The 24132-nt window shown below is 73.5% G+C and carries 19 protein-coding genes; 8 read left to right on the top strand and 11 right to left on the bottom strand.

Translation table 11 applies throughout. The features are described 5' to 3' along the window. Nucleotides 1–5: 5 nt before the first annotated feature. The 4 genes from AB0C35_RS28640 to AB0C35_RS28625 are packed head-to-tail and all read right to left on the bottom strand — an operon-like array spanning nucleotide 6 to nucleotide 3774. Nucleotides 6–605 (bottom strand): ATP/GTP-binding protein, encoded by a 600-nt coding sequence (locus tag AB0C35_RS28640; protein ID WP_358462188.1) that lies wholly within the window; start codon nucleotides 603–605, stop codon nucleotides 6–8. After that, nucleotides 586–960 carry a DUF742 domain-containing protein gene (locus tag AB0C35_RS28635; RefSeq protein WP_358462186.1) on the bottom strand — a complete coding sequence of 125 codons (375 nt, stop codon included), beginning with the start codon at nucleotides 958–960 and terminating at the stop codon, nucleotides 586–588. Before AB0C35_RS28635 ends, AB0C35_RS28640 begins: the two co-directional genes overlap by 20 nt. A gap of 7 nt (nucleotides 961–967) precedes the next feature. Next, on the bottom strand, nucleotides 968–1408 hold the full coding sequence (locus tag AB0C35_RS28630) for a roadblock/LC7 domain-containing protein (protein WP_358462183.1): 441 nt from the start codon (nucleotides 1406–1408) through the stop codon (nucleotides 968–970). Continuing rightward, nucleotides 1408–3774 carry a nitrate- and nitrite sensing domain-containing protein gene (locus AB0C35_RS28625; RefSeq protein ID WP_358462180.1) on the bottom strand — a complete coding sequence of 789 codons (2367 nt, stop codon included), beginning with the start codon at nucleotides 3772–3774 and terminating at the stop codon, nucleotides 1408–1410. The genes AB0C35_RS28630 and AB0C35_RS28625 overlap by 1 nt, the downstream gene beginning before the upstream one ends. Before the next feature lie 534 nt (nucleotides 3775–4308). Here AB0C35_RS28625 and AB0C35_RS28620 point away from each other — a divergent pair. Then, nucleotides 4309–5823 carry a M20/M25/M40 family metallo-hydrolase gene (locus AB0C35_RS28620; RefSeq protein WP_358462177.1) on the top strand — a complete coding sequence of 505 codons (1515 nt, stop codon included), beginning with the start codon at nucleotides 4309–4311 and terminating at the stop codon, nucleotides 5821–5823. Nucleotides 5824–5948: 125 nt separating this feature from the next. On the opposite strand, the gene AB0C35_RS28615 is transcribed toward AB0C35_RS28620, so the two are convergent. Beyond that, a complete protein-coding gene (locus AB0C35_RS28615; RefSeq protein ID WP_358462174.1) occupies nucleotides 5949–6788 on the bottom strand; it encodes an LLM class F420-dependent oxidoreductase in 840 nt (279 codons plus the stop codon). Between the two features lie 63 nt (nucleotides 6789–6851). Here AB0C35_RS28615 and polA point away from each other — a divergent pair, with 63 nt between their 5' ends. The 6 genes from polA to AB0C35_RS28585 all read left to right on the top strand — a co-directional run bounded on the left by polA (nucleotide 6852) and on the right by AB0C35_RS28585 (nucleotide 16163). After that, entirely contained in the window at nucleotides 6852–9494 is a 2643-nt protein-coding gene (polA, locus tag AB0C35_RS28610) for a DNA polymerase I (RefSeq protein WP_358462171.1), read from the top strand. 85 nt (nucleotides 9495–9579) lie between these two features. Beyond that, nucleotides 9580–10071, top strand: a complete 492-nt coding sequence (locus AB0C35_RS28605; protein ID WP_358462169.1) for an inorganic diphosphatase — start codon at nucleotides 9580–9582, stop codon at nucleotides 10069–10071. Nucleotides 10072–10141: 70 nt separating this feature from the next. After that, nucleotides 10142–11695: an FAD-dependent monooxygenase gene (locus AB0C35_RS28600; RefSeq protein WP_358462166.1), complete on the top strand. Its 1554-nt coding sequence runs from the start codon at nucleotides 10142–10144 to the stop codon at nucleotides 11693–11695. Nucleotides 11696–11819: 124 nt separating this feature from the next. Further along, nucleotides 11820–12632 carry an SAM-dependent methyltransferase gene (locus tag AB0C35_RS28595; RefSeq protein ID WP_358462163.1) on the top strand — a complete coding sequence of 271 codons (813 nt, stop codon included), beginning with the start codon at nucleotides 11820–11822 and terminating at the stop codon, nucleotides 12630–12632. A gap of 58 nt (nucleotides 12633–12690) precedes the next feature. Continuing rightward, the gene (locus tag AB0C35_RS28590) at nucleotides 12691–13236 is read left to right on the top strand and encodes a carboxymuconolactone decarboxylase family protein (protein WP_358462160.1); all 546 of its coding nucleotides are present in this window, start codon (nucleotides 12691–12693) and stop codon (nucleotides 13234–13236) included. Nucleotides 13237–13286: 50 nt separating this feature from the next. After that, on the top strand, nucleotides 13287–16163 hold the full coding sequence (locus AB0C35_RS28585; RefSeq protein ID WP_358462157.1) for a hypothetical protein: 2877 nt from the start codon (nucleotides 13287–13289) through the stop codon (nucleotides 16161–16163). Here AB0C35_RS28585 and AB0C35_RS28580 read toward each other — a convergent pair. The 6 genes from AB0C35_RS28580 to AB0C35_RS28555 all read right to left on the bottom strand — a co-directional run bounded on the left by AB0C35_RS28580 (nucleotide 16141) and on the right by AB0C35_RS28555 (nucleotide 23348). Beyond that, nucleotides 16141–17802: a phospholipid carrier-dependent glycosyltransferase gene (locus AB0C35_RS28580; RefSeq protein ID WP_358462154.1), complete on the bottom strand. Its 1662-nt coding sequence runs from the start codon at nucleotides 17800–17802 to the stop codon at nucleotides 16141–16143. The two genes, AB0C35_RS28585 and AB0C35_RS28580, sit on opposite strands and share 23 nt — an antisense overlap. Nucleotides 17803–17927: 125 nt before the next feature. Then, entirely contained in the window at nucleotides 17928–19661 is a 1734-nt protein-coding gene (locus AB0C35_RS28575; protein ID WP_358462151.1) for a sulfatase-like hydrolase/transferase, read from the bottom strand. 102 nt (nucleotides 19662–19763) lie between these two features. Continuing rightward, a complete protein-coding gene (locus AB0C35_RS28570) occupies nucleotides 19764–20624 on the bottom strand; it encodes a heme ABC transporter ATP-binding protein (RefSeq protein ID WP_358462148.1) in 861 nt (286 codons plus the stop codon). Beyond that, nucleotides 20621–21676: an iron ABC transporter permease gene (locus AB0C35_RS28565; protein ID WP_358462145.1), complete on the bottom strand. Its 1056-nt coding sequence runs from the start codon at nucleotides 21674–21676 to the stop codon at nucleotides 20621–20623. Before AB0C35_RS28565 ends, AB0C35_RS28570 begins: the two co-directional genes overlap by 4 nt. Beyond that, a complete protein-coding gene (locus AB0C35_RS28560) occupies nucleotides 21673–22710 on the bottom strand; it encodes an ABC transporter substrate-binding protein (RefSeq protein WP_358462142.1) in 1038 nt (345 codons plus the stop codon). Before AB0C35_RS28560 ends, AB0C35_RS28565 begins: the two co-directional genes overlap by 4 nt. After that, nucleotides 22707–23348, bottom strand: a complete 642-nt coding sequence (locus AB0C35_RS28555) for a hypothetical protein (RefSeq protein WP_358462139.1) — start codon at nucleotides 23346–23348, stop codon at nucleotides 22707–22709. Before AB0C35_RS28555 ends, AB0C35_RS28560 begins: the two co-directional genes overlap by 4 nt. A 120-nt stretch (nucleotides 23349–23468) precedes the next feature. Between AB0C35_RS28555 and AB0C35_RS28550 the strand changes: the two genes are divergently transcribed. After that, nucleotides 23469–24132: hypothetical protein (locus AB0C35_RS28550; RefSeq protein ID WP_358462137.1), on the top strand; the 664-nt coding region annotated here is incomplete at its 3' end.

The raw sequence follows: 24132 nt of genomic DNA, 5'->3' as shown, positions 1-24132 counted from the left end.
GCCGGCTAGACCTTGGACGCCTGCAGGGCGTGCTCGACGAGCGCGACGAGGGCGCCCCGCGCCATGTCGCGGTCCCGCGCGTCGCACAGCATGACGGGGACCTCGGGGTCGACGTCGAGGGCGTCGCGGATCTGCTCGACGGAGTAGGGGCGGGCGCCGTCGAACCTGTTCGCGGCGACGATGAACGGGATCTGCCGCTGCTCGAAGAAGTCGATGGACGCGAAGCTCGTGGTGAGCCGGCGGGTGTCGACCAGGACGATCGCGCCGATCGCCCCGTAGGCGATCTGGTCCCACATGAACCAGAACCGCTCCTGGCCGGGCGTCCCGAACAGGTACAGCCGGACACCGCCGGAGAACGTCAGCCGGCCGAAGTCCATGGCGACGGTCGTGGTCGTCTTGCGCTCCACGCCGCCGAGGTCGTCCACGCCGACGGAGGCGTCGGTGAGGGTCTCCTCCGTGCGCAGCGGGTGGACCTCGCTCACCGTGCCGACGAGCGTCGTCTTGCCGACGCCGAAGCCGCCGGCCACCAGCACCTTCAGCGTGTGCAGGGGGATGTCGTCGTCCGCGTCTCGCGGCGGGACGGTGTCAGAGGCGGCGAAGTTCATCGAGCACTCTCATCAGTATGCGGGGGTCGGGGCGTTCGGACTGCCGGTCCTGGTCCGACTCCTCGATCAGGCCGTACTCGCGCAGGTCCGCCAGCAGGATCTGCACCACCCGGAACGGCAGGTCGGCCTTCGAGGCGAGGTCGGCGGGGGTGGAGGGCCGCCCGCACATCTGAAGGAGCATCCGGTGCTCACGCGACAGCCACACCCGGTCGCCCGGGGTCCGCCCGGTCGCGACGAGGATGGCCACCAGGTCGACGGCGGGCCCGCGGGCGCGGGTGCGCCCGCGGGTGACCGCGTACGGCCGGACGACCGGGCCTGCGTCCCGCCCGATCCAGCGCTCTCTCGGAGTCTCCACCGTCGGATCAGCCCGAGGCACCCGAATGCAGCGAGGGGTCCTGCGCGTCGTCCGGGGTCCGGGGCGAGGCGCTGAGCTGGCGGCGCACCCGCTTGATCAGCATGGTGGTCTCGTAGGCGACCAGCCCGGCGTTGCCGCCGGCGTCGCTGAGCACCGCCAGGCAGCTGCCGCTGCCGGCGGGGATGATGAAGAACAGCATGCCGTCCAGCTCGACGACGGTCTGCCGCACCTGCTTGGCCTCGAAGTGTTCGCGCGCCCCGTTGGCCAGGCTGTGGAAGCCGGACGACAGCGCCGCCAGGAACTCGGAGTCCTTGCGGGTGACGCCCTTCGAGGCGCCCATGACCAGCCCGTCCCGGGACAGCAGGACGGCCTGGTGGACCTCGCCGACCCGCTCCACCAGATCGTCGAGCAGCCAGTCGAGCTCGCCGGTGGCGTGGCCCTGCCCCATTATGAGTCCCCCCATTCGTCGCGTGGATCGAGATCGCCCGGTTCGTCGTCGGCGTTCCTGCCGCGCAGCCAACCCGACTGTAGCGAGGCCATCAGGTCGCGGCTGAACTCCGGACTGGGCTCGTCGAAGTCGTCGTCGGCCCCCGGGGGCGGTTCGGCGTTGCGCCGCGCGGGACGCGCGCGCAGCTGCGGCGCCAGGTGTGCACGGCGTACCCGGCGCGGGAGCCTGCCGGTGATCTCGCTGTCCTCGATGCCGCCCGCCTCCGGGTCCTCGCGGGACGGGCGGCCGCGGCCGCGTGCGAGGGCGTCGCCCGGCTCCACCGGGTCGAAGGAGGGATGCGCCGGGTCGGAGGCGAGGCCCGGCGGGCCGGGAACAGGGCCCGACGGGTCGAGGACCGGACCCGGCGCCGGCTCGCCGGACGGCGAGGGCGGCAGGTCGGCCGCCGGGAGCGCGGGGCGGGACGGGCGGCCGAGCGGCGGCGGGGAGCCGATCGCGGCCGCCGCCCCGACCGGCTGCGGCGCGCCGGCGCCGAGCCCCCGGGAGGAGTGCCAGTCGTCGCTCAGGACGACCAGGGCGTGCGGGACGAGCACGATCGCGGTGGTCCCGCCGTACGGCGAGGGCTGCAGAGAGACCCTGATGTCGTGCCGGGCGGCCAGCCGCGCGACGACGAACAGGCCGAGGCGTTCGGTGTCGACCAGGTCGAACTCCACCGCGCTGGCCAGCCGCCGGTTCAGCTCGTCCCGTTCCTCCGCGCTCAGCCCGAGGCCCCGGTCGACCACCTCCACGGCCAGCCCGTTGGCGACGGTCTCGACCTTGACGGTGACCTCGGTGGCGGGCGGCGAGAACATCGTCGCGTTCTCGATCAGCTCGGCCAGCAGGTGGATGACGTCGGCGACCACGCCGCCGGAGACCGCGGCCGAGGACTCCCCGGTCAGCTCCACCCGGGTGTAGTCCTCCACCTCCGCGATCGCGGCGCGGATCACGTCCTCGGCCGCGACCGGATGGTCCCAGGCCCGGACGGTCGGCGAGCCGGACAGGATGACCAGGCCCTCGGCGTGCCGCCGCATGCGGGTGGTCAGGTGGTCGAGGCGGAACAGGTCGTCCAGCTCCTCGGGGCTGGACGCGCGCCGCTCCATCTGGTCCAGCAGCCGCAGCTGCCGGTGCAGCAGCGACTGGCTGCGCCACGACAGGTTGACGAAGACCCGGTTGATGCTCGCGCGCAGGCCCGCCTCGCCGATCGCGGTGCTGACGGCCGTCCGCTGGACGGTGTCGAACGCCTCGCTGACCAGGGCCACCTCGCGGGTCCTTCCGGCCGGGGGGCGGGGCGTCTCCGCCTCCAGGTCCACGTGTTCGCCGCGCCGCAGCCGGGCGACGACGCGGGGCAGCCGCTCGTTCGCCAGTTCCTGCGCCGACCGCTGCAGCCTCCTGAGCTCGCGGGCGTGGCGGCGGGCGAACAGCAGCGTCAGCGCGATGGACACGATCACGGCCAGCAGCCCGACGCCGCCCGCCAGGTAGACCCGCAGCATGATCCGCTGAGCGGCGGGCTCGAGCTCGTCGTGCTGGATCATTTCGCCGGCCTTGTAGGTCGTGCCGAGCCACACCTGGCCGGCCCCCTTGACGGCGGCCTGCCACCGCTGCGGGTCGGGAGCCCGGCCCTGCCGCACGACGCCGTTCTCCAACGCGATGTAGTTGGCGAACGCGGGGGAGTTCACGAGTCCGCTCATGGTCCGCGCGACCTTGCCGCTGATCAATGTCTGGCCCAGGTCGAACAGCTCCGCGCGGGAGCCCGCCCACTGGGCGAACGCGGCGCGGCCGCCGGACCCCAGCCGGTTTCCGCGCAGGCTGGTCAGCAGCAGGTCCTCGCGCAGCATGAAGTCGCGCGACCAGTACATGTAGAGGATGCCGCTCGTCTGCTGGTAGACGCCGATGTCGTCGATGTTCACCAGCGCGCTGAGCAGCCGGACGACGTTGTCGAAGGCCTCGCTGTAGGTGTTGATGGTCTCCAGCGCCGAGACGTTCCGCGCGGTGATCTGCGACCGGATGCTCGCCAGCTGGTCGAACTGGTTGCCGACGTTGCGCGTGCGCTGCATCGCCTCTTCGGTCCGGTTCCGCGTGGCCTCGGGGGAGAACGCCGACTTGCGGAAGACGGCCACCGCGCGGTCGGTCTTGCCGATCTGGGCCTGGAACTTCTGCGTGTTCGCGGCGGTCGGCGCCGTCAGCGCGGCGATCGCGGCGGCGCGTTCCTCCTGCAGCGCCTGCATGGCGAGGTTGGACGGCTGGCCGACCCGGTCATGGTTCCCGGCGTACTGGATCCGCTCAAGCGCGTCGTTCAGCGCCGGGACGGCCGAAAATGCCCAAAGGGACACGAGTGACACCACGGGTATCGCCAGGAGCAGCGCGATCCTTCGCCCGATCGGACTCGTCCGGGGACGCCTCCGGGATCGGTGCACCTGTTCGGGACTCGACAACGGCCCACTCCTGATCGTCGGCGGCCACCAGCAAGGGTGACGAAGCATACTCAGGCCGTTTTGCCGGGGGCCAGTGGCCTCACCTGCTGGAACTCGGGCTCGCCCGATGTGCCGCCCGTCTCGGGGCCCGGCCGGCGGGCGCCGCGCGCCCGCGCCCGCTCGTCCGCCGTTCCCGCAGGTCACCACGTGCACAAGCCGGCCATTCCGGTGCTGACCTTGGAGAACGCGTTTCCGCCCGTGCCGTCGTGATCGGCGCCGGCGGTGGTGTCCGCGGGGACGGACGCTGATCGCGAGGCGAATTTTGATCTTGTAAATGCATGTTCCGGATGAGACCAATATTGGCCGTTTCGATGCAAAGTCGTGTCTTGTTGCATGAATTGACGCATGTCAGGCTTCGGGTTGCTTCGTCCCCCCACAAACGGAGACCTAGTCATGCGCAGAGCCGCGCTAGCAGCCCTCACCGGGCTGTCACTCGCCGCCGCCACCCTGGCCGCGGTTCCGGCCCAGGCCGCCGCACCGGCGCACTCCCAACTGGCCCGCCTGGTCAAGCTCAAGAACGTCCGCCACCACCAGCTGAACCTGCAGAAGATCGCGGACGCCAACGGCGGGAACCGGGCCGCCGGGCTCCCCGGCAGCGAGATCACCGTCAAGTACATCGCGAACCAGCTCGAACGGGCCGGATACGACCCGACCGTCCAGAAGTTCGAGTTCGACTTCTGGCAGGAGCTGTCGGAGCCGGTCTTCGAGCAGACCGCACCCGAGCAGAGGACGTTCGAGCCAGGCGCCGACTTCGCGACCATGCAGTACTCCGGCGCCGGCGACGTCACCGCCGCCGCGTCCCCCGTCGACCCGGGCGCCACCGGGGTCGGCAGCGGCTGCGAGGCCGACGACTTCGCCGGCTTCCCCGCGGGGCACATCGCGCTGATCCAGCGCGGCGGCTGCTTCTTCTCCCTCAAGGCCGACAACGCCATCGCCGCCGGCGCCACCGCCGTCGTCATCTACCAGCTCCCCGACCAGCCGGGACCGGTCGCCGGCACGCTGACCAAGCCGTACGGCATCCCGGTCATCGGCCCGACCAACGCCGTCGGGACGGCGCTCGTCCAGCAGGCGCAGGACGGCGGCGTGACCCTGCGCGTCAAGACCGACACCTTCAGCGAGAAGCGCGAGGCCGCCAACGTCATCGCCGACACCCGCCGCGGCAAGGACGACAACGTCGTGGTCGTCGGCGCGCACAACGACAGCGTCCTCGACGGGCCCGGCATCAACGACAACGGTTCGGGCACCGCGGCGCTGCTGGAGATGGCCGCGCAGATCCACAAGCTCGGGCCCAAGCTCCGCAACACGGTGCGGTTCGCCTTCTGGGGCGCCGAAGAGGAGGGCCTGCTCGGCTCCCAGCACTACGTCGACGGCCTCACGCAGGAGGAGCGGGACAAGATCGCGCTCAACCTCAACTTCGACATGATCGGCTCGCCGAACTTCGTCCGGTTCGTTTACGACGGCGACAACAGCGCCGGGCAGAACAACGTGGAGGCGCCCGCCGGGTCCGGCGCGATCGAGAAGGCGTTCAACGACTACTTCGCGAAGCGGGACCTGGCCACCGACCCGTCGCCGTTCAACGGGCGGTCGGACTACAACGCCTTCATCACCGTCGGCATCCCCGCCGGCGGCCTGTTCACCGGCGCCGAGGGCATCAAGACGCCCGAGCAGGCGCAGGTGTACGGCGGAACCGCGGGGCAGGCGTACGACCCGTGCTATCACGCCGTCTGCGACCGCTACGGCAATGTGGACCTCCGGGGCTTCGACCAGATGATCGACGGCACCGCGGCGGTCACCCAGAAGTTCGCGTACAGCACCCTGACCGTCAACGGCAACGAACTCGCCAGGAGGCAGGCGCAGGCCGGCAAGCGCGCCATGCCGGACGTCATCGGCCACTTCGCGACGAAGTAGCCCGTCAGAGCAGTTCGTCAGAACAGTTCTTCAGAGGGACGCGCCCGCGATAGGGCGCGTCCCTCGCCGTTTCCCCGTGCTGTTTCCCGTGCCGGTTCGCCGTGCCGTTCGCGCCGTGCCGGGGCTCAGCGCGGGGAGAGCGTCTCGGTGATCGTCCGCAGTGCGGGACGGGGGTCCGCGCCCTTCTCGGTCAGTACCTGGACGGCCACGTGGTCGGCGCCCGCGTCGAGATGGCCGCTCAGCCGCGCCGCCACCGCCGCCGGGTCCCCGTGCGCGACCAGCGCGTCCAGGAGCGCGTCGCTGCCGTCTCCGGCGACGTCCTCGTCGGTGAAGCCGAGCCGCTTGAAACTGGAGACGTAGTTCGTCAGCCGGAAGTAGAAGCCGATGTTCTTCCTGGCGAGCGCCCTGGCGCGCTCGGGGTCGGTGTCGAGCACGACCTTCTGGTCCGGGGCGAGGATCGGGCCGTCGCCGAGCGTCTCCCGCGCCCGGCGCGTGTGCTCGGGCGTGGTCAGGTACGGGTGCGCGCCCCCGGCGCGCTCCGCCGACAGCCGCAGCACCTTCGGCCCCAGCGCGGCCAGCACCCGCCGGTCCGCCGGGACGTCCGCCGCGTCGAGCCGGTCGAGATACCGCAGGATCGTCTCGTACGGGCTGCGGTACTCCTGCGTCGTCTCCGGATGGCCGATGCCGACGCCGAGCAGGAACCGGCCGCCGTAGGCGTCGTCGAGCCGGTGGTACGAGGCCGCGACCTCATCGGCCGGCGTGGTCCACATGTTCACGATCCCGGTCGCGATCACGATGCGGTCGGTGGCGGCGAGGAGTCGTTCGGCGACCTTCAGGTCCCCGCGCGGCGAACCGCCGATCCAGATCGTGCCGTAGCCGAGGTCCTCGACGTCCCCGGCCAGTCCGGGGTCGAGTTCGCTCCACGGGCGCCAGATTCCGAGCCGGCCCAGATCGATCTTCGTCATGCCGTCCCCCAACAAGTCGTCCGGCCGTTTCATGCCCCCTTCCCGGGTGCCAGTATGTGACGCATGACCGACCGGCCCCGCCTGCTGCTCCTGGACGGCCACTCGCTGGCGTACCGGGCGTTCTACGCGCTGCCGGTCGAGAACTTCAGCACCACCGCCGGGCAGCCCACCAACGTCGTGTACGGGTTCGCGAACATGCTGGCCAACGCACTGCGCGACGAGCGGCCGACGCACGCCGCGGTCGCGTTCGACGTCTCGCGGCAGACGTTCCGGACCGAGGCGTTCCCCGAGTACAAGGCCACCCGGTCACGGTCGCCGGAGGGGTTCGGCAGCCAGCTGAGGATCCTGGACGAGTTCCTCGCCGCGATGAACATGCCGGTGCTGCGGGCGCCCGGCTACGAGGCCGACGACGTCATCGCCTCGCTCACCGCCAGGGCCGAGGCGGACGGCATCGAGGTGCTCATCATCACCGGCGACCGGGACGTCCTCCAGCTCGTCAGCGACGACGTCACCGTCCTGTACTTCTACCGGACGGCCTCGGAGATGATCCGGTACACGCCCGCCGCGGTCCGGGAGAAGTACGGGCTGACCCCGGCGCAGTACCCCGACTTCGCGGCGCTGCGCGGCGACCCGTCCGACAACCTGCCGAGCATTCCGGGCATCGGGGAGAAGACCGCCGCGAAGTGGGTCCGCGAGTTCGGCTCCCTCGACGCCCTGCTGGACCGGTCCGGCGAGGTGAAGGGGAAGGCGGGCGATAAGCTGCGGGCCGCGCTCGACTCGGTGCGGCTCAACCGGCGGCTGACCGAACTCGTCCGCGACCTGGACCTGCCGGTGGAGATCGGTGACCTGCGGCGGCGGCCCTACGACCTGTCCGCGTTCACGGCCCTGCTGGACGAGCTGGAGTTCCGCAACGCCAGCCTCCGGCAGCGCCTGTTCGCCGCCGATCCCGGCGGCGGCCGCCCTCCGGAGGCCGGGCCGGCCGGGCGGCCCGAGCCGATCAGGGGCCGTGAGCTGGGGCCCGGCGAGCTGGCGGACTGGCTCCGGTCCCACGCGGCCGGCGAGGTCGGGTTGGCCGCCGACTCCACCTGGATCCGCGGCGCGGGCGACGTCACCAGGATCGCGCTGGCCACCGGCGACGGGTATGCGGCCTCGTTCGAACCGTCCGGCCTCACCGGGGACGACGAGCGGGCCTTCGCGGAATGGCTGGCCGATCCCCGCCGTCCCAAGGCGCTGCACGACGTGAAGTCGCTGCTGCGCGTGTTCGGCGAACGCGGCTGGCGGCTCGGCGGAATCGCCGCCGACACCGCGATGGCCGCCTACCTTCTGCTGCCCGGCCTGGCCGCCTACGGCATCGCCGACCTCGCGGGACGTCACCTGGGGCGCCGTCCGCCCGCCGAGGGGGCCGCCGGGCTGATGCTGAACGCGCGCGCCGTCCTCGACCTGGCGGGCAAGTTCACCGCCGACCTCGCCTCCACGGGCATGGACGAGGTCCTCCGCGACGTCGAACTGCCGCTGTCGGATCTGCTCGCCAGAGCGGAACGTGCCGGAGTCCATGTCGACGCCGGCCTCCTGCACGAGCTGGAACGCCACTTCGCCGACGCGATGGAACGCGCCGCCGACGAGGCCGCCGACATCGCCGGGCGCCGCTTCAACCCGGGCTCGACCAAGCAGCTCCAGGAGGTCCTGTTCGGCGAGCTGGGCCTGCCCAAGACCAAGAAGATCAAGTCCGGGTACTCCACCGACGTCGACGCGCTGACCTGGCTCGCCGCTCAGACCGACAACGGCCTGCCGCAGGTCCTGCTGCACCACCGCGACCAGGCGCGGCTGCGCACCACCGTGGCCGGGCTGATCCGGGAGATCGGCGTGGACGGCCGGATCCACACCACGTTCCAGCAGACCGTCGCCGCCACCGGCCGCCTCACCTCGACCGAGCCGAACCTGCAGGTCATCCCGGTCCGGACGGAGGAGGGCCGGCGCATCCGCCGCGCGTTCCTGCCGGGCGACGGCTTCGAGTCGCTGATGACGGCCGACTACGGGCAGCTCGAACTGCGCGTCATGGCGCACCTGTCGCAGGATCCGACGCTCCTCGCCGCGTTCGAGTCCGGCGAGGACCTGCACACGACCATGGCGGCGCAGGTGTTCCGGGTCGCCCCGGACGCGGTCACGCCCGACATGCGGCGCAAGATCAAGGCGATGTCGTACGGGCTGGCGTACGGCCTGTCGGCGTTCGGCCTGGCCAGGCAGCTCGGCATCGCGATGGCGGAGGCGCGCCCCCTGATGGACGCCTACTTCGAGCGGCTCGGCGGCGTGCGCGACTACCTCGACCACGTCGTCGCCGAGGCGCGCGTCACCGGCTACACCCGCACGGTCCTCGGCCGCCGCCGCTACCTGCCGCACCTGACCAGCGACAACCGGCAGCGCCGCGAGACCGCCGAGCGGATGGCGCTGAACGCCCCCGTGCAGGGCTCCGCCGCCGACATCGTCAAGATCGCGATGCTGCGGGTGGACGAGGCGCTCACCGGCGCCGGGCTCGCCAGCCGCCTGCTGCTCCAGGTCCACGACGAGATCGTCCTGGAGATCGCGCCGGGCGAACGTGACAGGGTGGAGGAGCTCGTCCGCACCCACATGACGACCGCCTACCCGATCTCCGTCGGACTGGAGGTCGCCGTCGGCACCGGTCCGGACTGGAACGCCGCCGCCCACTGAACCACCGCCCACTGAACCACGGCCGATGAACCACCGGCCCGATGAACCACCGGCCACGGGGTAGAAGACGCACGGGGAGGCACGCATGGAGATCGAGATGATCGTCGAGATCCCCAGGGGATCGCGCAACAAGTACGAGATGGACCACCGGCTCGGCCGCATCCGGCTGGACCGGATGCTGTTCACCTCGACCCAGTACCCGGTCGACTACGGCTACATACCGGACACCATCGCCGACGACGGTGACCCGCTGGACGTGATGGTGCTGCTGGAGGAACCGACCTTCCCCGGCTGCCAGATCACCGTCCGCAGCCTCGGGGTGTTCTGGATGCACGACGAGGGCGGCCCCGACGCGAAGATCCTCTCCGTCCCGTCCAAGGACGTCCGCTACGCCGAGCTCCGGGACCTGGGCGACGTGCACGAGCACGTCCGCAACGAGATCGCCCACTTCTTCGACATCTACAAGAACCTGGAGCCGGGCAAGAGCTCCGACGTGCGCGGCTGGCAGGACCGCGAGATCGCCGACCAGACCATCTCCCAGGCCGCCGAACGGGCACGGACGAAGACGACGACCTGACCGGGTCCCGGGGGGTGCGTGCGGCGTGGCCGTCTTTACGGGGGCCGTCGGGCGGCGCACCATTTCATAGGTGAGCTCCCGGAACGCGATGGAGCCGGTCGTCGTCGTCGGCGCCGGGCCGGTCGGCCTGGTCACGGCCCTGCTGCTGGCGCGGCACGGCGTCCCGAGCGTGGTGCTGGAGGCCGCCGCCCGGCGCGATCCGTCCGGGTCCAGGGCCATCTGCTTTCAGCGGGATGTCCTGGACGTCCTCGACCGCGTCGGCTGCGCCGAGCAGCTGATCGCCCGCGGCGTGACGTGGACGACCGGCCGGACCTACTACCGCGGGGACGAGCTGTTCTCGGTCACCTTCCCCGACGCGGGACGCGGCGCCGTCCCGCCCTGGATCAACATCTCCCAGGCGGAGGTGGAGCGGCACCTGCGCGACCTCGCGGCGGCCGAGCCGCTGGTCGACCTCCGGTACGGGCATCCCGTCGGCGAGGTCCACCAGGACGGGCGCGGGGTCGAGGTCGACGCGGGCGTCACCGTCCGGGGCAGCCATCTGGTGGGCGCGGACGGCGGGCACAGCACCGTCCGGCGGCTGCTCGGCATCGGCTTCCCCGGACGCACGTTCGCCGACAGGTTCCTCATCTGCGACATCCGCGCCGATCTGCCGTTCCCGAGCGAGCGGCGGTTCTACTTCGACCCCGAGTGGAACCCCGGCCGGCAGGTCCTCGTCCACCAGTGCCCGGACGGCACCTGGCGGATCGACTGGCAGGTCCCCGCCGACCACGACCTCGACACCGAACGCGCCTCCGGGGCACTGGACGCCCGGATCCGGAAGATCGTCGGGGATGTTCCGTACGAAATCGTGTGGGCGACCGTGTACCGGTTCCACGAGCGGCGTGCCGCGACGTTCGCGTCCGGCCGCGCGTTCCTCGCCGGGGACGCCGCCCACCTGTACGCGCCGTTCGGCGCCCGCGGCTTGAACTCGGGCATCCAGGACGCGGAGAACCTCGCGTGGAAGCTCGCGTTCGTCCGGCACGGCTGGGCGCCCGAGGGGCTGCTCGCCTCCTACGACGCCGAACGCCGCGCCGCAGCGGAGGAGAACCTCCGCGTGACCACGCGGACGATGGAGTTCCTCGTCCCGCAGACGTCCGCGCAGCGCGCCCACCGGCTGGAGTCGCTGGAGAAGGCCCGGACGCATCCGGAACCCCGCACGATCATCGACTCGGGCAGGCTCGCCGAACCGTTCTGGTACCTGGACTCGCCGCTGACCACCCCGTCCGGCCCGGTGGACGACTTCCCGCTCGAACCGGGGGCCGTCCGCCCGCCCGTGCCCGGAACCCTCTGCCCGGACGGCCCGTGCGTCGTCTCCGGAGGGCCCGGCCGCCTGCGCCGCCTGTTCGGGACCGGCTTCGTCATCCTGACGGCGAATCGCCGGGCGCCGGAACTGGAGACCGACGTTCCCCACCGCTTCCACGCGCTGGACGACATCGACGCCGGCGGAGTCCTCCGGAGGGCCCTGCGAGCCGGCCCGGACACCGTTCACGTCGTCCGCCCGGACGGCCACCTCGCCGCCGTCCTCCCGTCCTGCGACCCCGGACCCGTGACGGAGGCCCTGCACCGGGCCTGCGGCCGGCGGTGACCGGGATCGGCGCGCGGGCGGCGAGCCCCGGCGCCGCGCGATCCCGATCACACCCGGCCCCCGTCCGCCGCGGCGCCGTGTACCGTCGATTCCGCAAATGCCCCCGCCCAGCAGGAGAGGCCGCATGAGCACCGACGATGGCGGACCGCCGCACGTGGTACGGACGGACAGGCCGCTGTCGGCGCGGGTCTGGGACTACTGGCTCGGCGGCAAGGACCACTACGAGGTCGACCGGGAGGCGGGGGAACGCGTCGCCCGGCAGGTGCCCGGGATCGTGATGGCGGCGCGTACGGACCGGCTCTTCCTCGGGCGCTGCGTCCGCCACCTCGCGGGCGTGGAGGGGGTGCGGCAGTTCCTCGACGTCGGCACCGGACTGCCGACCGTCGACAACACGCACGAGATCGCGCAGCGGGTCGCGCCGGAGTCGCGCGTCGTCTACGTCGACAATGATCCGCTCGTGCTCGTCCACGCGCGTGCGCTCCTCACCAGCTCGCCGGAGGGCGTCACCGACTACATCGACGCGGACGTCCGGGACCCCCGCCGCATCGTGGAGGCCGCCGCGGCCACGCTGGACTTCGGGAAGCCCGTCGGGCTGATGCTGCTGGCCCTGCTGCACCTCGTCACCGACGACGACGAGGTGCGCGCCATCCTCGCGGAACTGGTGGGCGCACTGCCCCCGGGAAGCTTCGTGGCCCTGTCCCACGCCTGCCTGGACGTGGAGGTGACGCGCACCGCCGTCAGCGCGTGGAACGACAGCGGCACCCCGCACCCCATCAAGGCCCGGACCCGCGAGGAGATCGAGCGGCTGTTCGACGGCCTGGAGCTGCTGGAGCCGGGTGTCGTGTCGTGCTCCCGCTGGCGCCCCGAACCCAGCCCCTGGGGCGAGCCGCGGGAGACCATGACCTTTTGTGGAGTGGCCAGAAAACTACCCGCGTGAGGGCGTTCGATGGAGGATCGGGTGACCGGCACACGGCACCCCTCCTGGAGGCAGTTCTTTGGCGCACATCGAGTTGGACGACGGGGTTCCCGGGCTCCCGTCCCTCCTGCGGTTCCGGCCCGAGACGGCGGGGCCGCTCAGCGCGCTGGCGGAGGTCCTCCTGCGCGGGCCGAGCCCGCTGGAGCGCGGTGAGCGGGAGCTGATCGCCGCCTACGTGTCCGAACTGAACGACTGCGACTTCTGCGCCTCGTCCCACGGGGCCTGCGCGGCGGCGCAGCTGCCCGGCGGGATGACGCTGGTTCGGCAGGTCCACGCCGACCCCGGCGCCGCGCCGGTCTCGGAGAAGCTGCGGGCCCTCCTCGCCGTCGCGGCCGCCGTGCAGCGCGGCGGGAAAGAGGTCGGCGACGAGCACGTCGCGTCGGCGCGGGCGGCCGGCGCCACGGACGTGGAGATCCACGACACCGTGCTCATCGCCGCCGCCTTCTGCATGTACAACCGGTACGTGGACGGGCTGGCCACGAGCCTCCCGCCCCACGAGGACGCGTACCGGCAGGCGGCCGAGCGGATCGTCGCCCACGGATACGGCGCGTCCCGGCCGGAGTGAGGCCCTGAATCCCGTTGGCGCCGGGCCGTCCGGCCGGGATGATGGGGCGGGTGAAGATTCGGCTTTCCGGCGGTGTGGTGGCTTCGGGCCTTGGCGCCTGGGTCGCCCGGCCGGCGGGTCCGGCCCGGCTGCCTGACGGAGCGGACGCGCGTCCGGGCGAGGCCGTCGCGCTGGGGCCCGAGGACGCCGCCGAGGGGGATGCCGGGCACGCCGTCGCGGAACTGGCGCGGCTCGTCGCCGCCGGGGGAGCGGTCGCGGCGGGGGCGGGCGTCGACCTGGGGGCCGGGTTCCGGTCCGCGCGGCTGGACGGGGCGCGCGGGGACCAGCGCGACGCGGTGCTGGCGGCGCTGCGCGTCGTCGGCCTCCACGAAGCGGGGCGGCTGGGGAACAGGACCGGGTTCCTGGTGGCGCTGTTCGGGCCCGCGGTCACGAAGCGGGTGGGCGCGGCGGCGGGGCGGGCCGTGGAGGAGGGGCGGTGGGCGGCGCTGCACCTGGCGGTGGCGGCCAGCGACGTCCTCGGGCCCGAGCAGCTGGAACGCATTCTCGCGCTGGAGGCGCCGGAGGACGTCGACGTCGTCCCCGGCGGCCTGCCGTCGGTGCTCGGGCTCTACCTGCGGCAGGTGATGGAGGCGGTGCCGCGGCCCCGCAGGCTCGACCTGATCGTGGATCTGTGGGGACGGGTCCTGGAGCACCATGCGGGGGCGGCGCGGCGGAAGCGGCGGCTGGCGACGCAGAGCAGCCGGGACAGGGTCCCCGACCTGCGCGAGCGGCGCCGCCACTACGAGGACGCATGGATTCTGAATCTGCTGCGGACGTCCATGGGCATCGTGCGGGACCCGTCGCTAGCGGAAGCCGCGCGGTGGACGCCGGACGAGCGGTACTGGCGTGACCGGCTTCAGCACGTCCTCCAGGACGCGCTCGGTGCGACGGCGCTGCTGCGGACCGCGGTGGCGGTCGCCGACCACGGGCTGCATGACGGACTGGACCGCTCGGCAGCCCTGATCCGCGCGGCGGCGGCGCAGGTGGACGACATGACCGCGGCGCATTCGGCGCGCCGCGTGCCGGGACTCACCGGCATCCCGGCGCGCCCGGCCGCCCACGTCCGCGACATCCACCGCAGGCTCTCCGGCGGGGCGCCGAGGGACGCCAAGTTCGCCGCCTACATCAGGCCCCGCCTGACGTCCGCCCGCGCCTACGCCGTCCTGATCATCGAGGACGTCGAGCGGCTGATGGACGAGATGATCGGCGTCCGCGACGAGGCGCTCCGCGGGTGGGCGGCGACCGGGCTGCGGGACTGGCGCGAGGCGGTGGGCCACGAGCGGCCCCCGGCCGGCTGGGCCGGCATCCCGCCCTGGTCGGGCCCGCTCCTGCCGGACACCGAGCCGCTGCACGCCCGGCTGGCCGGCGCGGACGACCCGGCGGACGTGGAGAAGGTCGGCGACCTGCTGTGGTACGCCGACCTGGTCGACGCGCTGGCCCGGCTGCACGGGCACGACAGGGCGCAGGGCGTGCCCGGCTTCGGTGCGCCCTGGCTCGACCACGACCCGGAGCCGGCCGTCGAGCCGCTGGCGCCGCGGCTCGACTCGATCACGCTGGCGGTCTCCGGCGCCGCGCAGCTCGTCGCGCTCGGCGGCGTCCCGCCGCGCGGGGCCCGGACGTGGCCGGAGCTCACCGGCGCCCTGATGTCGGGCACCGCGATCGCCGAGGCGCTGACCGGCGAGTTCGCCGTCCCGGCGCCGCTGCTCGCCCGGGACGGGGCGGCCGTCACGGGCACCGGCGTCCGCGTCAGGGTCGCGCGCAGCGTCCGCGACCTGGCGGAGTGGGCCGACTACATGGGCAACTGCATCGCCGGCCCGGCCTACGTCGAAGGGGCCAGGAACGGCCGCTCCGGCCTCGTGGGCCTGTACGACAAGCACGGGGTTCTCGCCGTCAACGCCGAACTGTTCCCGCTGAAGCCCGCGTCGCGCGGGTGGCGGGTCAGCGAGATCGCGGCGAGGTTCAACATCGATCCGGACGAGGAACTGGAGCGGCGGTTCCGCGAGTGGGTCGCCGCGATCCCCGGCGCCGTCAAGGAGGAGACCGTCCGGGTACCGGACGAGCTGCCGCCCGCCCGGCCCGCGCGGCGCCGTGCCGCGCCCCGCCTCGTCGAGGACGCGGGCCCGGCGCTCGGGCCGCTCGCGCGGCGGGCCTGGGAGGAGGCCGGCCCCGGGGTGCTCGACGTCTTCGCCGCCGTCGCCGCGACACCGCCGGACGCCGCGCTCGTCCGGCTGCGCCGGATGGGCGCCGCCCAGCTGGCCGCCGCCGTCCGGCGTGCGCTGGACGCGGGCACGGCCGACCTGCTCGGCCTGTGGACGGCGACCGCGGCCCGCCCCCTCGCCACCGCGCTGAACGCCCTGGACCCGGCCCTGCGCGACCGCTTCGACCAGCTCGCGCTCCTGCTGGACGAGCCGCCGCTCCCGAAGACGCTGCGCAGGCTCATCAAGCTCCCCGACGTCGCCGACGCCTACAACCTCGACCTCGCGGGCCGCCGGACGCGGCTGGCGATCGGGCGGCTGGCCGTCCAGGACGACCCGGTCATCGCCCGCGCCCTCGCGCGGCGAGCGACCGAGCCGCTCCTCTGCGCGCTCGTCGTCACCGTCAACTGCGACGCCTCCGCGATCGAACCGGTGCCCGTGACGGCGCCGCGGAGGATCAGGGTCCCCGGCTACCCGGCCACCACCCTCAAGGACGAGGACGGCCCGTGGGTGCGGGCCCTGCCCGCCGCCCGCGAGCTCGGCGCCGACACCGCCGCCTTCTGGGACGAGATCGCCGCGCACGGCCTGCGCGTCCCCGCGTCCTGGCTCTCCTCCGGCGGCTGGCCGGCGCTCTGGGCCCGCGCCCACAGCCACCGCCGCGGACCCGCGCCTACGGGCGGCGGAAGATGGTGATGGAGTGGCCGACCTCGCCGATCCGCTCGCTGGAGCGGATCAGCGGCACCAGCCGCGGGTCCCGCTTGGCGACCCAGCTGTTGGACACCACCAGAAGCCCGTGCACCTCGTCCGGCGGCGCGGTGCGCGGGTCGGACGCGTGGACGCCGTAGTAGGCCGGGACGCCGCCGCCCTTGTAGACGAGCCAGACCTTCTCGCCCGGGTGGCGGTCGTGAAGCCGGTCGGCGAGCCGCCAGAGGTCCTGGCCCCAGTCGACGTTGGAGTCGTGCAGGTACCGGTGGGTTTCGGCCGCGCCGCCGAACGCCTCGTTGGAGTACGGCAGGTAGTACGGGAACGTCCGCAGCGAGCTGACCGCGACGAACAGCACGAGCACACCGGCGGCGGCCTTGGCCCACCGCCACCGGACGAGCGTCACGCCGGCCGCCACCACCGCCAGGAACATCGGCATGAAGATGACGTACCGGATGCCGAAGTCGCGAGAGCCGGTCATCGCCACCGCCAGCAGCACGGCCGTGGAGCCCAGGACGTACGGCGCGGCGGGACGCAGCCGCGGCAGCGCCGCCGTCGCCGCGATCCCCGCCGCCCACAGGGCGAGCGTCCCGAGCGGTGTCTTCACCAGGAGCGCCGCCGGCAGGTAGTACCAGCGGGTGCCCCGGTAGGCGTCGCCGAACAGGAATCCGCCCCATTTCAGGTTCTCGAAGCCGAACTGGAGGCGCATGCCGTCCCGGAACGGCTCCGGGAACGGCATGAGGCCGACGGCGAGGCCCCGCAGCCCGTTCACGGCGGGGACGCCGGCGGGCGTCGTCCACTGCAGCCGCGGATCGACGGCCAGGTAGGACGCCCACACGACGGCGACCGCCAGCGCCGCCACACCGGCCGCCGCCGCCGCGGCGGCGCGACCGGACCGGCGGGACGACCACACCGACACCGCCACCAGCGCCATCAGGACGGGAACGGCGGGCAGCGCGGACATCTTGGTGGCCAGGGCCGCGCCGAGCGCCAGCCCGGACAGCGGCACATAGAGCCGCGGCCGCCGCCTCGCACGCCACGCCAGCCACACCGAAGTCACCAGGAGACCGGCCGTGGGCACGTCCAGCGTCGCCAGGGAACCGTGCGCGATGACGCCGGGCGAGAACGCGTACAGCGCGAGCGCCGCCACCCCGCCGGCCGGCCCGGCCAGGTCACGGGCGAAGGCGAAGACGACCAGGCCGAACAGCAGGGTCACGAGGATGACCGGGAGCCGCGCGGCCAGCAGCAGCCGCTGCGCGTCATTGCCCGACTCGTAGAGCAGGTGCCGCCCCGCCTGCGTCTGCGACCCGGTGTAGGCGGCGTCGTGATGCGGGCCGGCGAGCACCGCCCCGGCCCCGATGAGCAGCTTGCCGAGCGGCGGATGCTCCGGGTTGTGGCGCAGATCGTGTTCGAGGAGGTACTCGACGCCGGACACCACGTAGACGGGTTCGTCGCTGGTCGGCGACTGCCGTACGGCCGTGGCGGCCATCGCGACGGCCATTTCGGCCAGCAGCGCCGCCACGACGAGCGCGAGCAGCCACCGCCGGTGCCGGCGCAACACCGCGAATCGGCCTGTCCGCGCCTCATCGGGAGACGCCGGCCTTCCCTGCTCGGCGGAAAGAGAGGTCACCGGATCACTTTCGCATGCCGCCTTATGAGAAGACCGTCATCTACTTCCTGGCGTGGCGCCGTTCTTCCGGACGGCGATATCGATCATCATCGACCATTTCCAGAACGCGATACCCGCCAATTCGGTCAGCCACCGAAAGCCGTGAGGAATCGGTCGCGGAAATCCTTCATCGGCCAGACCGGGCCGTTCTTCGCGGGCTTGAGACCGTCCTGCCAGCCCCAGCCGGAGATCCGTTCCAGGACGGCCTCGTCCTGGGCGACGATCGTGATCGGCACGTCGCGGCTCGCACCCGGGCCGGTGAGGACCGGCGCGGGCTGGTGGTCGCCGAGGAAGACGAGCACGGTGTCCTCATCGCCGTGGGTCTCCATGAAGGAGACGAGGGTGTTCAGCGTGTACTCGACGGACTTGCGGTATTCGGCGCGGATCTCGTCGGGCGGGGGCCACGGCGCGTCGTAGCCTTTGCCCATGCCCTGGAAGACCGAGCCGTCGCCGACCTTGTCCCACGGGACCAGGCGGGGGATCGACGCCCACGGCGCGTGGCTCGACACGAGGGCCGTCTCCGCCATCACCGGGGCGTGGTCGTCCGCCGCGAGCTCGTTGCGCTGGAGGACCGACAGCGTGTACTGGTCGGGCATGGTGGCGAAGGCGAAGCGCGGCCCCCGGTATCCGAGGTTGCGGTTGTCGTACACCTTGTCGTAGCCGTAGAACTCGCCCTCCGGCCAGGCCCGGGTGATGGCCGGCATGAGCGCGACCGTCCGCGACCCGGCGCGGTGGAACGCGCGGTTGAGGGTGAAGCGGTCGCTGTTGACGAGGGTGCGGTAGCGCTGCTGGTTGTCCACCCGCAGGCCGGACAGCAGGGTCGCGTGCGCCAGCCAGCTGCCGCCGCCCGCCGTGGGGGAGGTGAGCCAGCCGCTGCGCGCGGAGAACCCCGCCTCGTCCAGGCGCCGCGTTCCGGCGTCCAGCACCGCGCCGACCTGCTGCGCGTAGTCGGGGTGCTCCACCGCCGAACGCCCGTAGCTCTCCACGAACGCCAGCACGACGTCCTTGCCGCGCAGCCCGGTCAGCAGCTTGCCGGGGGGCGTGTCGCGGAAGGCGTCGACGGCGGCGGCCTCGGCGAACTCCTCCCCGTCGTTCAGGCTGGACCGCACCTGCACGGTGTGGTCGTAGGCGAGGACGGCGGTGCTCCGCGACGCGACCGGCACCCCGTCGACGAGCTGGGCGCCCAGTGCGGCGCACAGCAGCCAGACGGCGCCGAGGACGACGGCCGAGCGCGCCGCCGCCGCGCTGTGGCGGTCGGCGACGCGGCCGAGCCGCAGCGCCGACAGCGACATGAGCGCGACCGCGGCGACGGCCAGCACGATGGCCAGGATCACGACGCCGGTCGCCCCGGCCCGCCCGGCCGACCCCTCGACGAACTCGATGGCGGGACTGAGCAGCGGCCAGTCGAGGACGAGGTCGAACGGCCGGAACATCACGGCCTCGAAACCGAGGTCCATGATCTTCAGGACGAACAGGATCCCCAGGACCGCCCCCGCCGTCCCGGCGACGTACCGTCTCGCCTTCGCCGGGGAGATGAGGATCAGGGCGATGCCCACGATCCCCTCCAGCGGCACCCGCACGAACGCCGCCGGGGTCAGCCGTGAGGACTCGGCCGGTGCGACGAGCGCGGCCACCACGAACAGGAAGGCCGCGACGGTGACCGCCCGGCCCGCCGCCCGCCGCCATCTCCGCCGCCCGCCCGGCCCGGGGCCGGTCTCCGCGACCTTCTGCGTGGCCTTCTGCGCGGCCTTCTGCGTGGCGCCTCCGGCGGCGCCGTCATCGTCTTTCGCCCGCTCAAGGCGGCTATCGGTGGTCAGCACGTCCTCCCAGGCTCGGTCCCCCCGCCGCAGACGCGACACCCACTGCACGTCGACGGGGAGCCCACCGGTTCAACGTTCCCACCTGACCGGCCGGGGCGGCCATCACCCGGGCGCGGCGCGGCGCGGCAGGATCAGCGGGCGGCCGGTGCGCGGATGCGGGAGGACCTCGACGTCGTGCCGGTAGACGTCGCTGAGCAGCGCGGCGGTGAGGACGTCGCCGGGCGGGCCGCACGCGGCGAGGCGGCCTTCGGCGAGCACCGCGACGCGGTCGGCGTGCGCGGCGGCGAGCCCGAGGTCGTGCACGACCACGACCACGGCGGCACCGTTCGCGGCGCGCCCGCGGACGACGTCGAAGACCATCTCCTGGTGGTGCAGGTCGAGGGCGGCGGTGGGCTCGTCCAGGAGCAGGGCGCCGGTCCGCTGCGCGAGGACGCGGGCCAGCGCGACCCTGGCCTGCTCGCCGCCCGACAGCTGCGGGTACGGGCGGTGCGCGAAGGTCTCGGTGTCGGTCTGCCGCATCGCCTCGGCGACGGCGGCCTCGTCGTCGTCCTCCAGCGGCGTCCCCTCCCAGGGGGCGCGGCCCATCCGGACGACCTGGGCGACGGTGAACGGGAACGACACCGCCTGCCGCTGCAGCAGGATCGCGCGCCGCATCGCCAGCTCCGCGTGGCTCCACGCGCCGAGCGGCGCGCCGTCCACCGTGACGTCCCCGGTCGCGGCGACGTCCCCGCTGATCGCGCCGAGCAGCGTGGACTTGCCGGCGCCGTTCGGGCCGACGAGCGCCAGCACCTCACCGGCCCGGACGGTCAGGCCGACGCCGGCGAGGACCGTCCGCGCGCCGCGGTGGGCGCCCAGCCCCCGCACCTCGATCGCCGCCGACCCCGCAGGGACGGGGCGCGGCGGACGCGGCCGCCGGGCCCGCAGCCCGATCACGCTCTGCCTGATCACGTCCAGTCCGGTCACGCCCAGCCTCCCGAGCCGTTACGGGCGCGGCGCAGCAGCCAGAAGAAGAACGGGCCGCCGAACAGGGCGGTGAGGACGCCGAGCGGAAGCTCCTGGTAGGGGATCGCGGTCCGGGCGACCAGGTCCGCGGCGACGAGCACGACCGCGCCGCCGAGCGCGCTCGCCGGGATCAGCGTCCGGTGCCCGGGCCCCGCCGCCATCCGGATCAGGTGCGGGACGACCAGCCCGACGAAGGAGATGACGCCGGCGAACGCGACGGCCGACGAGGTCAGCAGCGCGATCACGACGATCGCGGTGAAGCGCAGCCGCTCCACGTCCACGCCCAGGTGCCGGGCGGTGCGCTCGCCGAGCGACAGCAGGTCGAGCCGGCCGGCGCAGCCGAACGCGACCGCCAGGCCCGCCGCGGCCAGCGGCGCGACGGTCGCGACCGCGCCCCAGTTCGCGCCCGCCAGGCTGCCGAGGTTCCAGGACGTGATGGCGCGCAGCGCGTCGTTGCCGGCCGCGAACATCAGCAGCCCGAGCAGGGCGCTCGCCACCGCGTTGATCGCGATGCCGGTGAGCAGCAGCGTGACCACCTCGGTACGGCCCGCCGCCCGCGACACCGCGTACACCACCAGGGTGGTGAGCAGGCCGCACACGAACGCGGCGGCCACGATCGTCCAGTTGCCGAGGACGGTCAGCCCGAACACGATGACGGTGGCGGCGCCGACCGCGGCTCCCCAGGACACGCCGATGACGGCCGGCTCGGCGAGCGGGTTGCCGAAGACGCCCTGCATCACCGCGCCGGACGCGCCGAGCGCGGCGCCGACGAGGACGGCCAGCACGACGCGCGGGAACCGCACGATCCACAGCGCGTTGTCGCCCTGCGCGGCGGTCGGTAGCGGGCCGACGTCGAGCCCGATCCGGTGCAGGATCGACCCGATGACCTGGTCCGGCGGGACGTTGACCTGCCCGACTCCGGCCGCGGCCAGCGACAGGATCACCAGGGCGAGGCAGAGCACCGCGATCAGGCCCGTCCCGCGCACCCGGCGGTGCGTGCGCTCTTCCTTCATCGGCAGGGCCGGTGGACGGCGTCGGCGAGCGCGGAGATCGTCTCGCCGGTGCGCGAGCCGAAGGTGAGCAGCGTCCCGTCCGCGACGTCGACGATCCGCCGGTTCCGCCCGGCCGGGGTCTGCGCGACGCCGGGCAGCTTGAGCAGGCCGGACACGCCGCCGACCGACTCCAGCCCGGCGGTCATGACGAGCAGCACGTGGGGTGCGGCGTTGATGAGCCCTTCGCTGGTCAGCGGCCGGAAGCCGGACAGACCGATGGACGTGCCCGCGTCGGTCGCGCCGATCGCCTCGATCATCGCGTCCGAGCCGGCGCCCTTGCCGCCGATCAGGTAGACGCCCGCGCTGCCCCGCAGGTAGAGGAACGCGACCCGGAGGCCGGTGCCCGACGCCTGCGCGGCGGCGGCCTTGATCTCGCCGTCGACGCGGGCGGCCAGCTTCCGGCCCGCCTCGGGCACGCCGAGGGCGCCCGCCACCGCGCGGATGTGCGCGCCGATCGCGGGCAGCGTCTGCCGGTCGTCGACGAGCACGACCGGCACGCCGGACCGGCGGAGCTGGTCCAGCACCTCCGGCGGCCCCATGCTCGTGTCGGTGATCACGACGGACGGGTCGAGCTTGAGCACGCCCTCGGCGGACAGGTCGTGGCCCTGCCCGGTGACCAGCGGGAGCGCGCGGGCGGCCGGGAAGGTGGTGGAGACGTCCCGTCCGACGAGCCGGTCGCCGAGGCCGAGCGCGTGGACGATCTCGGCCAGCGAGCCGTACAGGTTGACGGCGAGGACGCGCCGCGCGTCGCGGACGGTCACGTCGGTGCCGTCGGCGGACCGGACGGTGACCGGCATCGCGGGCTCGGGCGGCGCGCCGACGGGAACCGGGTCCCCCTCCGGCGCGGCGACGGTGCTCGGCCCGCAGTGGGCGGCGGGGTCGGTGCCGCCCGCGGTCGTCCCGGCCGCGCCGACGCCGCATCCGCTGAGCAGCAGCGCGGCGCCCAGCGCGAGGGCGGCCAGCCGCCCGGCTCCGTTCCGGGAGGGTCGGGTCATGCGGCGGCTCCGGACGGCGCGGCGGCCTTCCGGCGGCGCAGGACGAGCAGCGCGCCGCCCGCGACCACGACCGCCCCGCCGGTGCCGGACGCAGCCCAGGCCCACGCCGGGAAGTCGCCGCCGTCGCCGAACGTCACCGGGACGGCGACGTCCTGGGAGCGGTCGGATCCTCGCGTGTGGTCGGCCCGGGAGACCACGGCGCAGCGCACCTCGGTGCAGTCGACCGAATCGGACAGGGCTGAGCCGATCCGGATCTTCACGTCGAAGGTGCCGCCCGGCCCGTACGGGGCGGCGAGCGACCTGCCGTACGGGGGCGGGTTGGACGAGACCCACTGCGAGGCCCCGGCCTTCCCGGACGTGTCGGCGCCGCCGCCGCAGGGTGAGGGGGCCTTGCCCGGCCCGTTGTCCTTGCACAGCGCGACGTAGATGCCCTTGCCGGGGTCGAAGCCGGAGCCCTTGACCTGGACCGTGGCGCCGTCGGAGGGCAGGCCTTCCACCTCCGAGACGGTGAGGGTCTGCCCGTCCGGGCCGGTGGCCTTGCCGGCCCCGGCGTGCGCGGCGGGGGCGAGCGCGAGGCCGGCCGCCGCCGCCAGTGCGAGCGCGGCGATCGGGCATGCGGTGTTGCGTGGTGCGTGCATCGGGCTTTCAGTCCCTCTCGTCCTCCGGCGGCAACGGAGGCGATCCTCGGCCCACCAGGGGCTTTACCAAGATTCGCGATTACATTAGCTTAGCCTTGCCTAACTTTTAAGAGGTGAGCCTTGCCTAACTTCCGATCGGCCGGCGGCGCGTCCCGGCGGAGCGCGGCCGTCGCCGTGACGGCCTTCGGCCTGCTCGTCATCGCCCCCCAGCCCGCGTTCGCGGCGTCGGTGCGGGTGTCCCCGACGACGGGTCTCGACCCGGGCGGGCAGACGATCACGGTCCGCGGCTCCGGCTTCGAGGCGGTGCGCAACAACAAGTTCGGCGTCTATGTCGTCTTCGGGCCGCGCGGCCCGGACTGGGTGTCGAACTCCAACGCGTACCTGGCCGCGACATGGGTGCATCCCGGCGGGTCCGGAGGCGGCGGGCAGGCGCCGATGAGCGCGTCCGGCGGCTTCTCGGTGAGCCTGCCGGTGAAGGCCCGTTACACCGACGGCAACGGCAAGAAGGTCGACTGCCTGAAGACGCGGTGCTACGTCATCACGATGGCCGCGCACGGCGCCCCCGACCGAAGCCAGGACACCTTCACGCCGATCAGCTTCAAGGGTTCCGGCTCCGGCTCGGGCCCGGGCGGTGGTTCGGGCGCGGGCTCCGGCTCGGGCGGCTCCCCGGGTTCGGGTGGGAGCGGTCGCGGGAGCGGGGCGTCCGGGGCCGGGACGGCGGGGCGGGGGGCCGGGCGGGCGCGCGCACGCCGGGCCTCCTGTCGGAAGCCCCGCGCGCGCGGGG

Origin of the sequence: Spirillospora sp. NPDC048819 (assembly GCF_040650055.1) — a bacterium.
In the GTDB taxonomy this organism is placed as follows: domain Bacteria; phylum Actinomycetota; class Actinomycetes; order Streptosporangiales; family Streptosporangiaceae; genus Spirillospora.
Note: the sequence above shows the minus strand (reverse complement) of the source record. Positions and strands in the feature narration are given on the sequence as shown.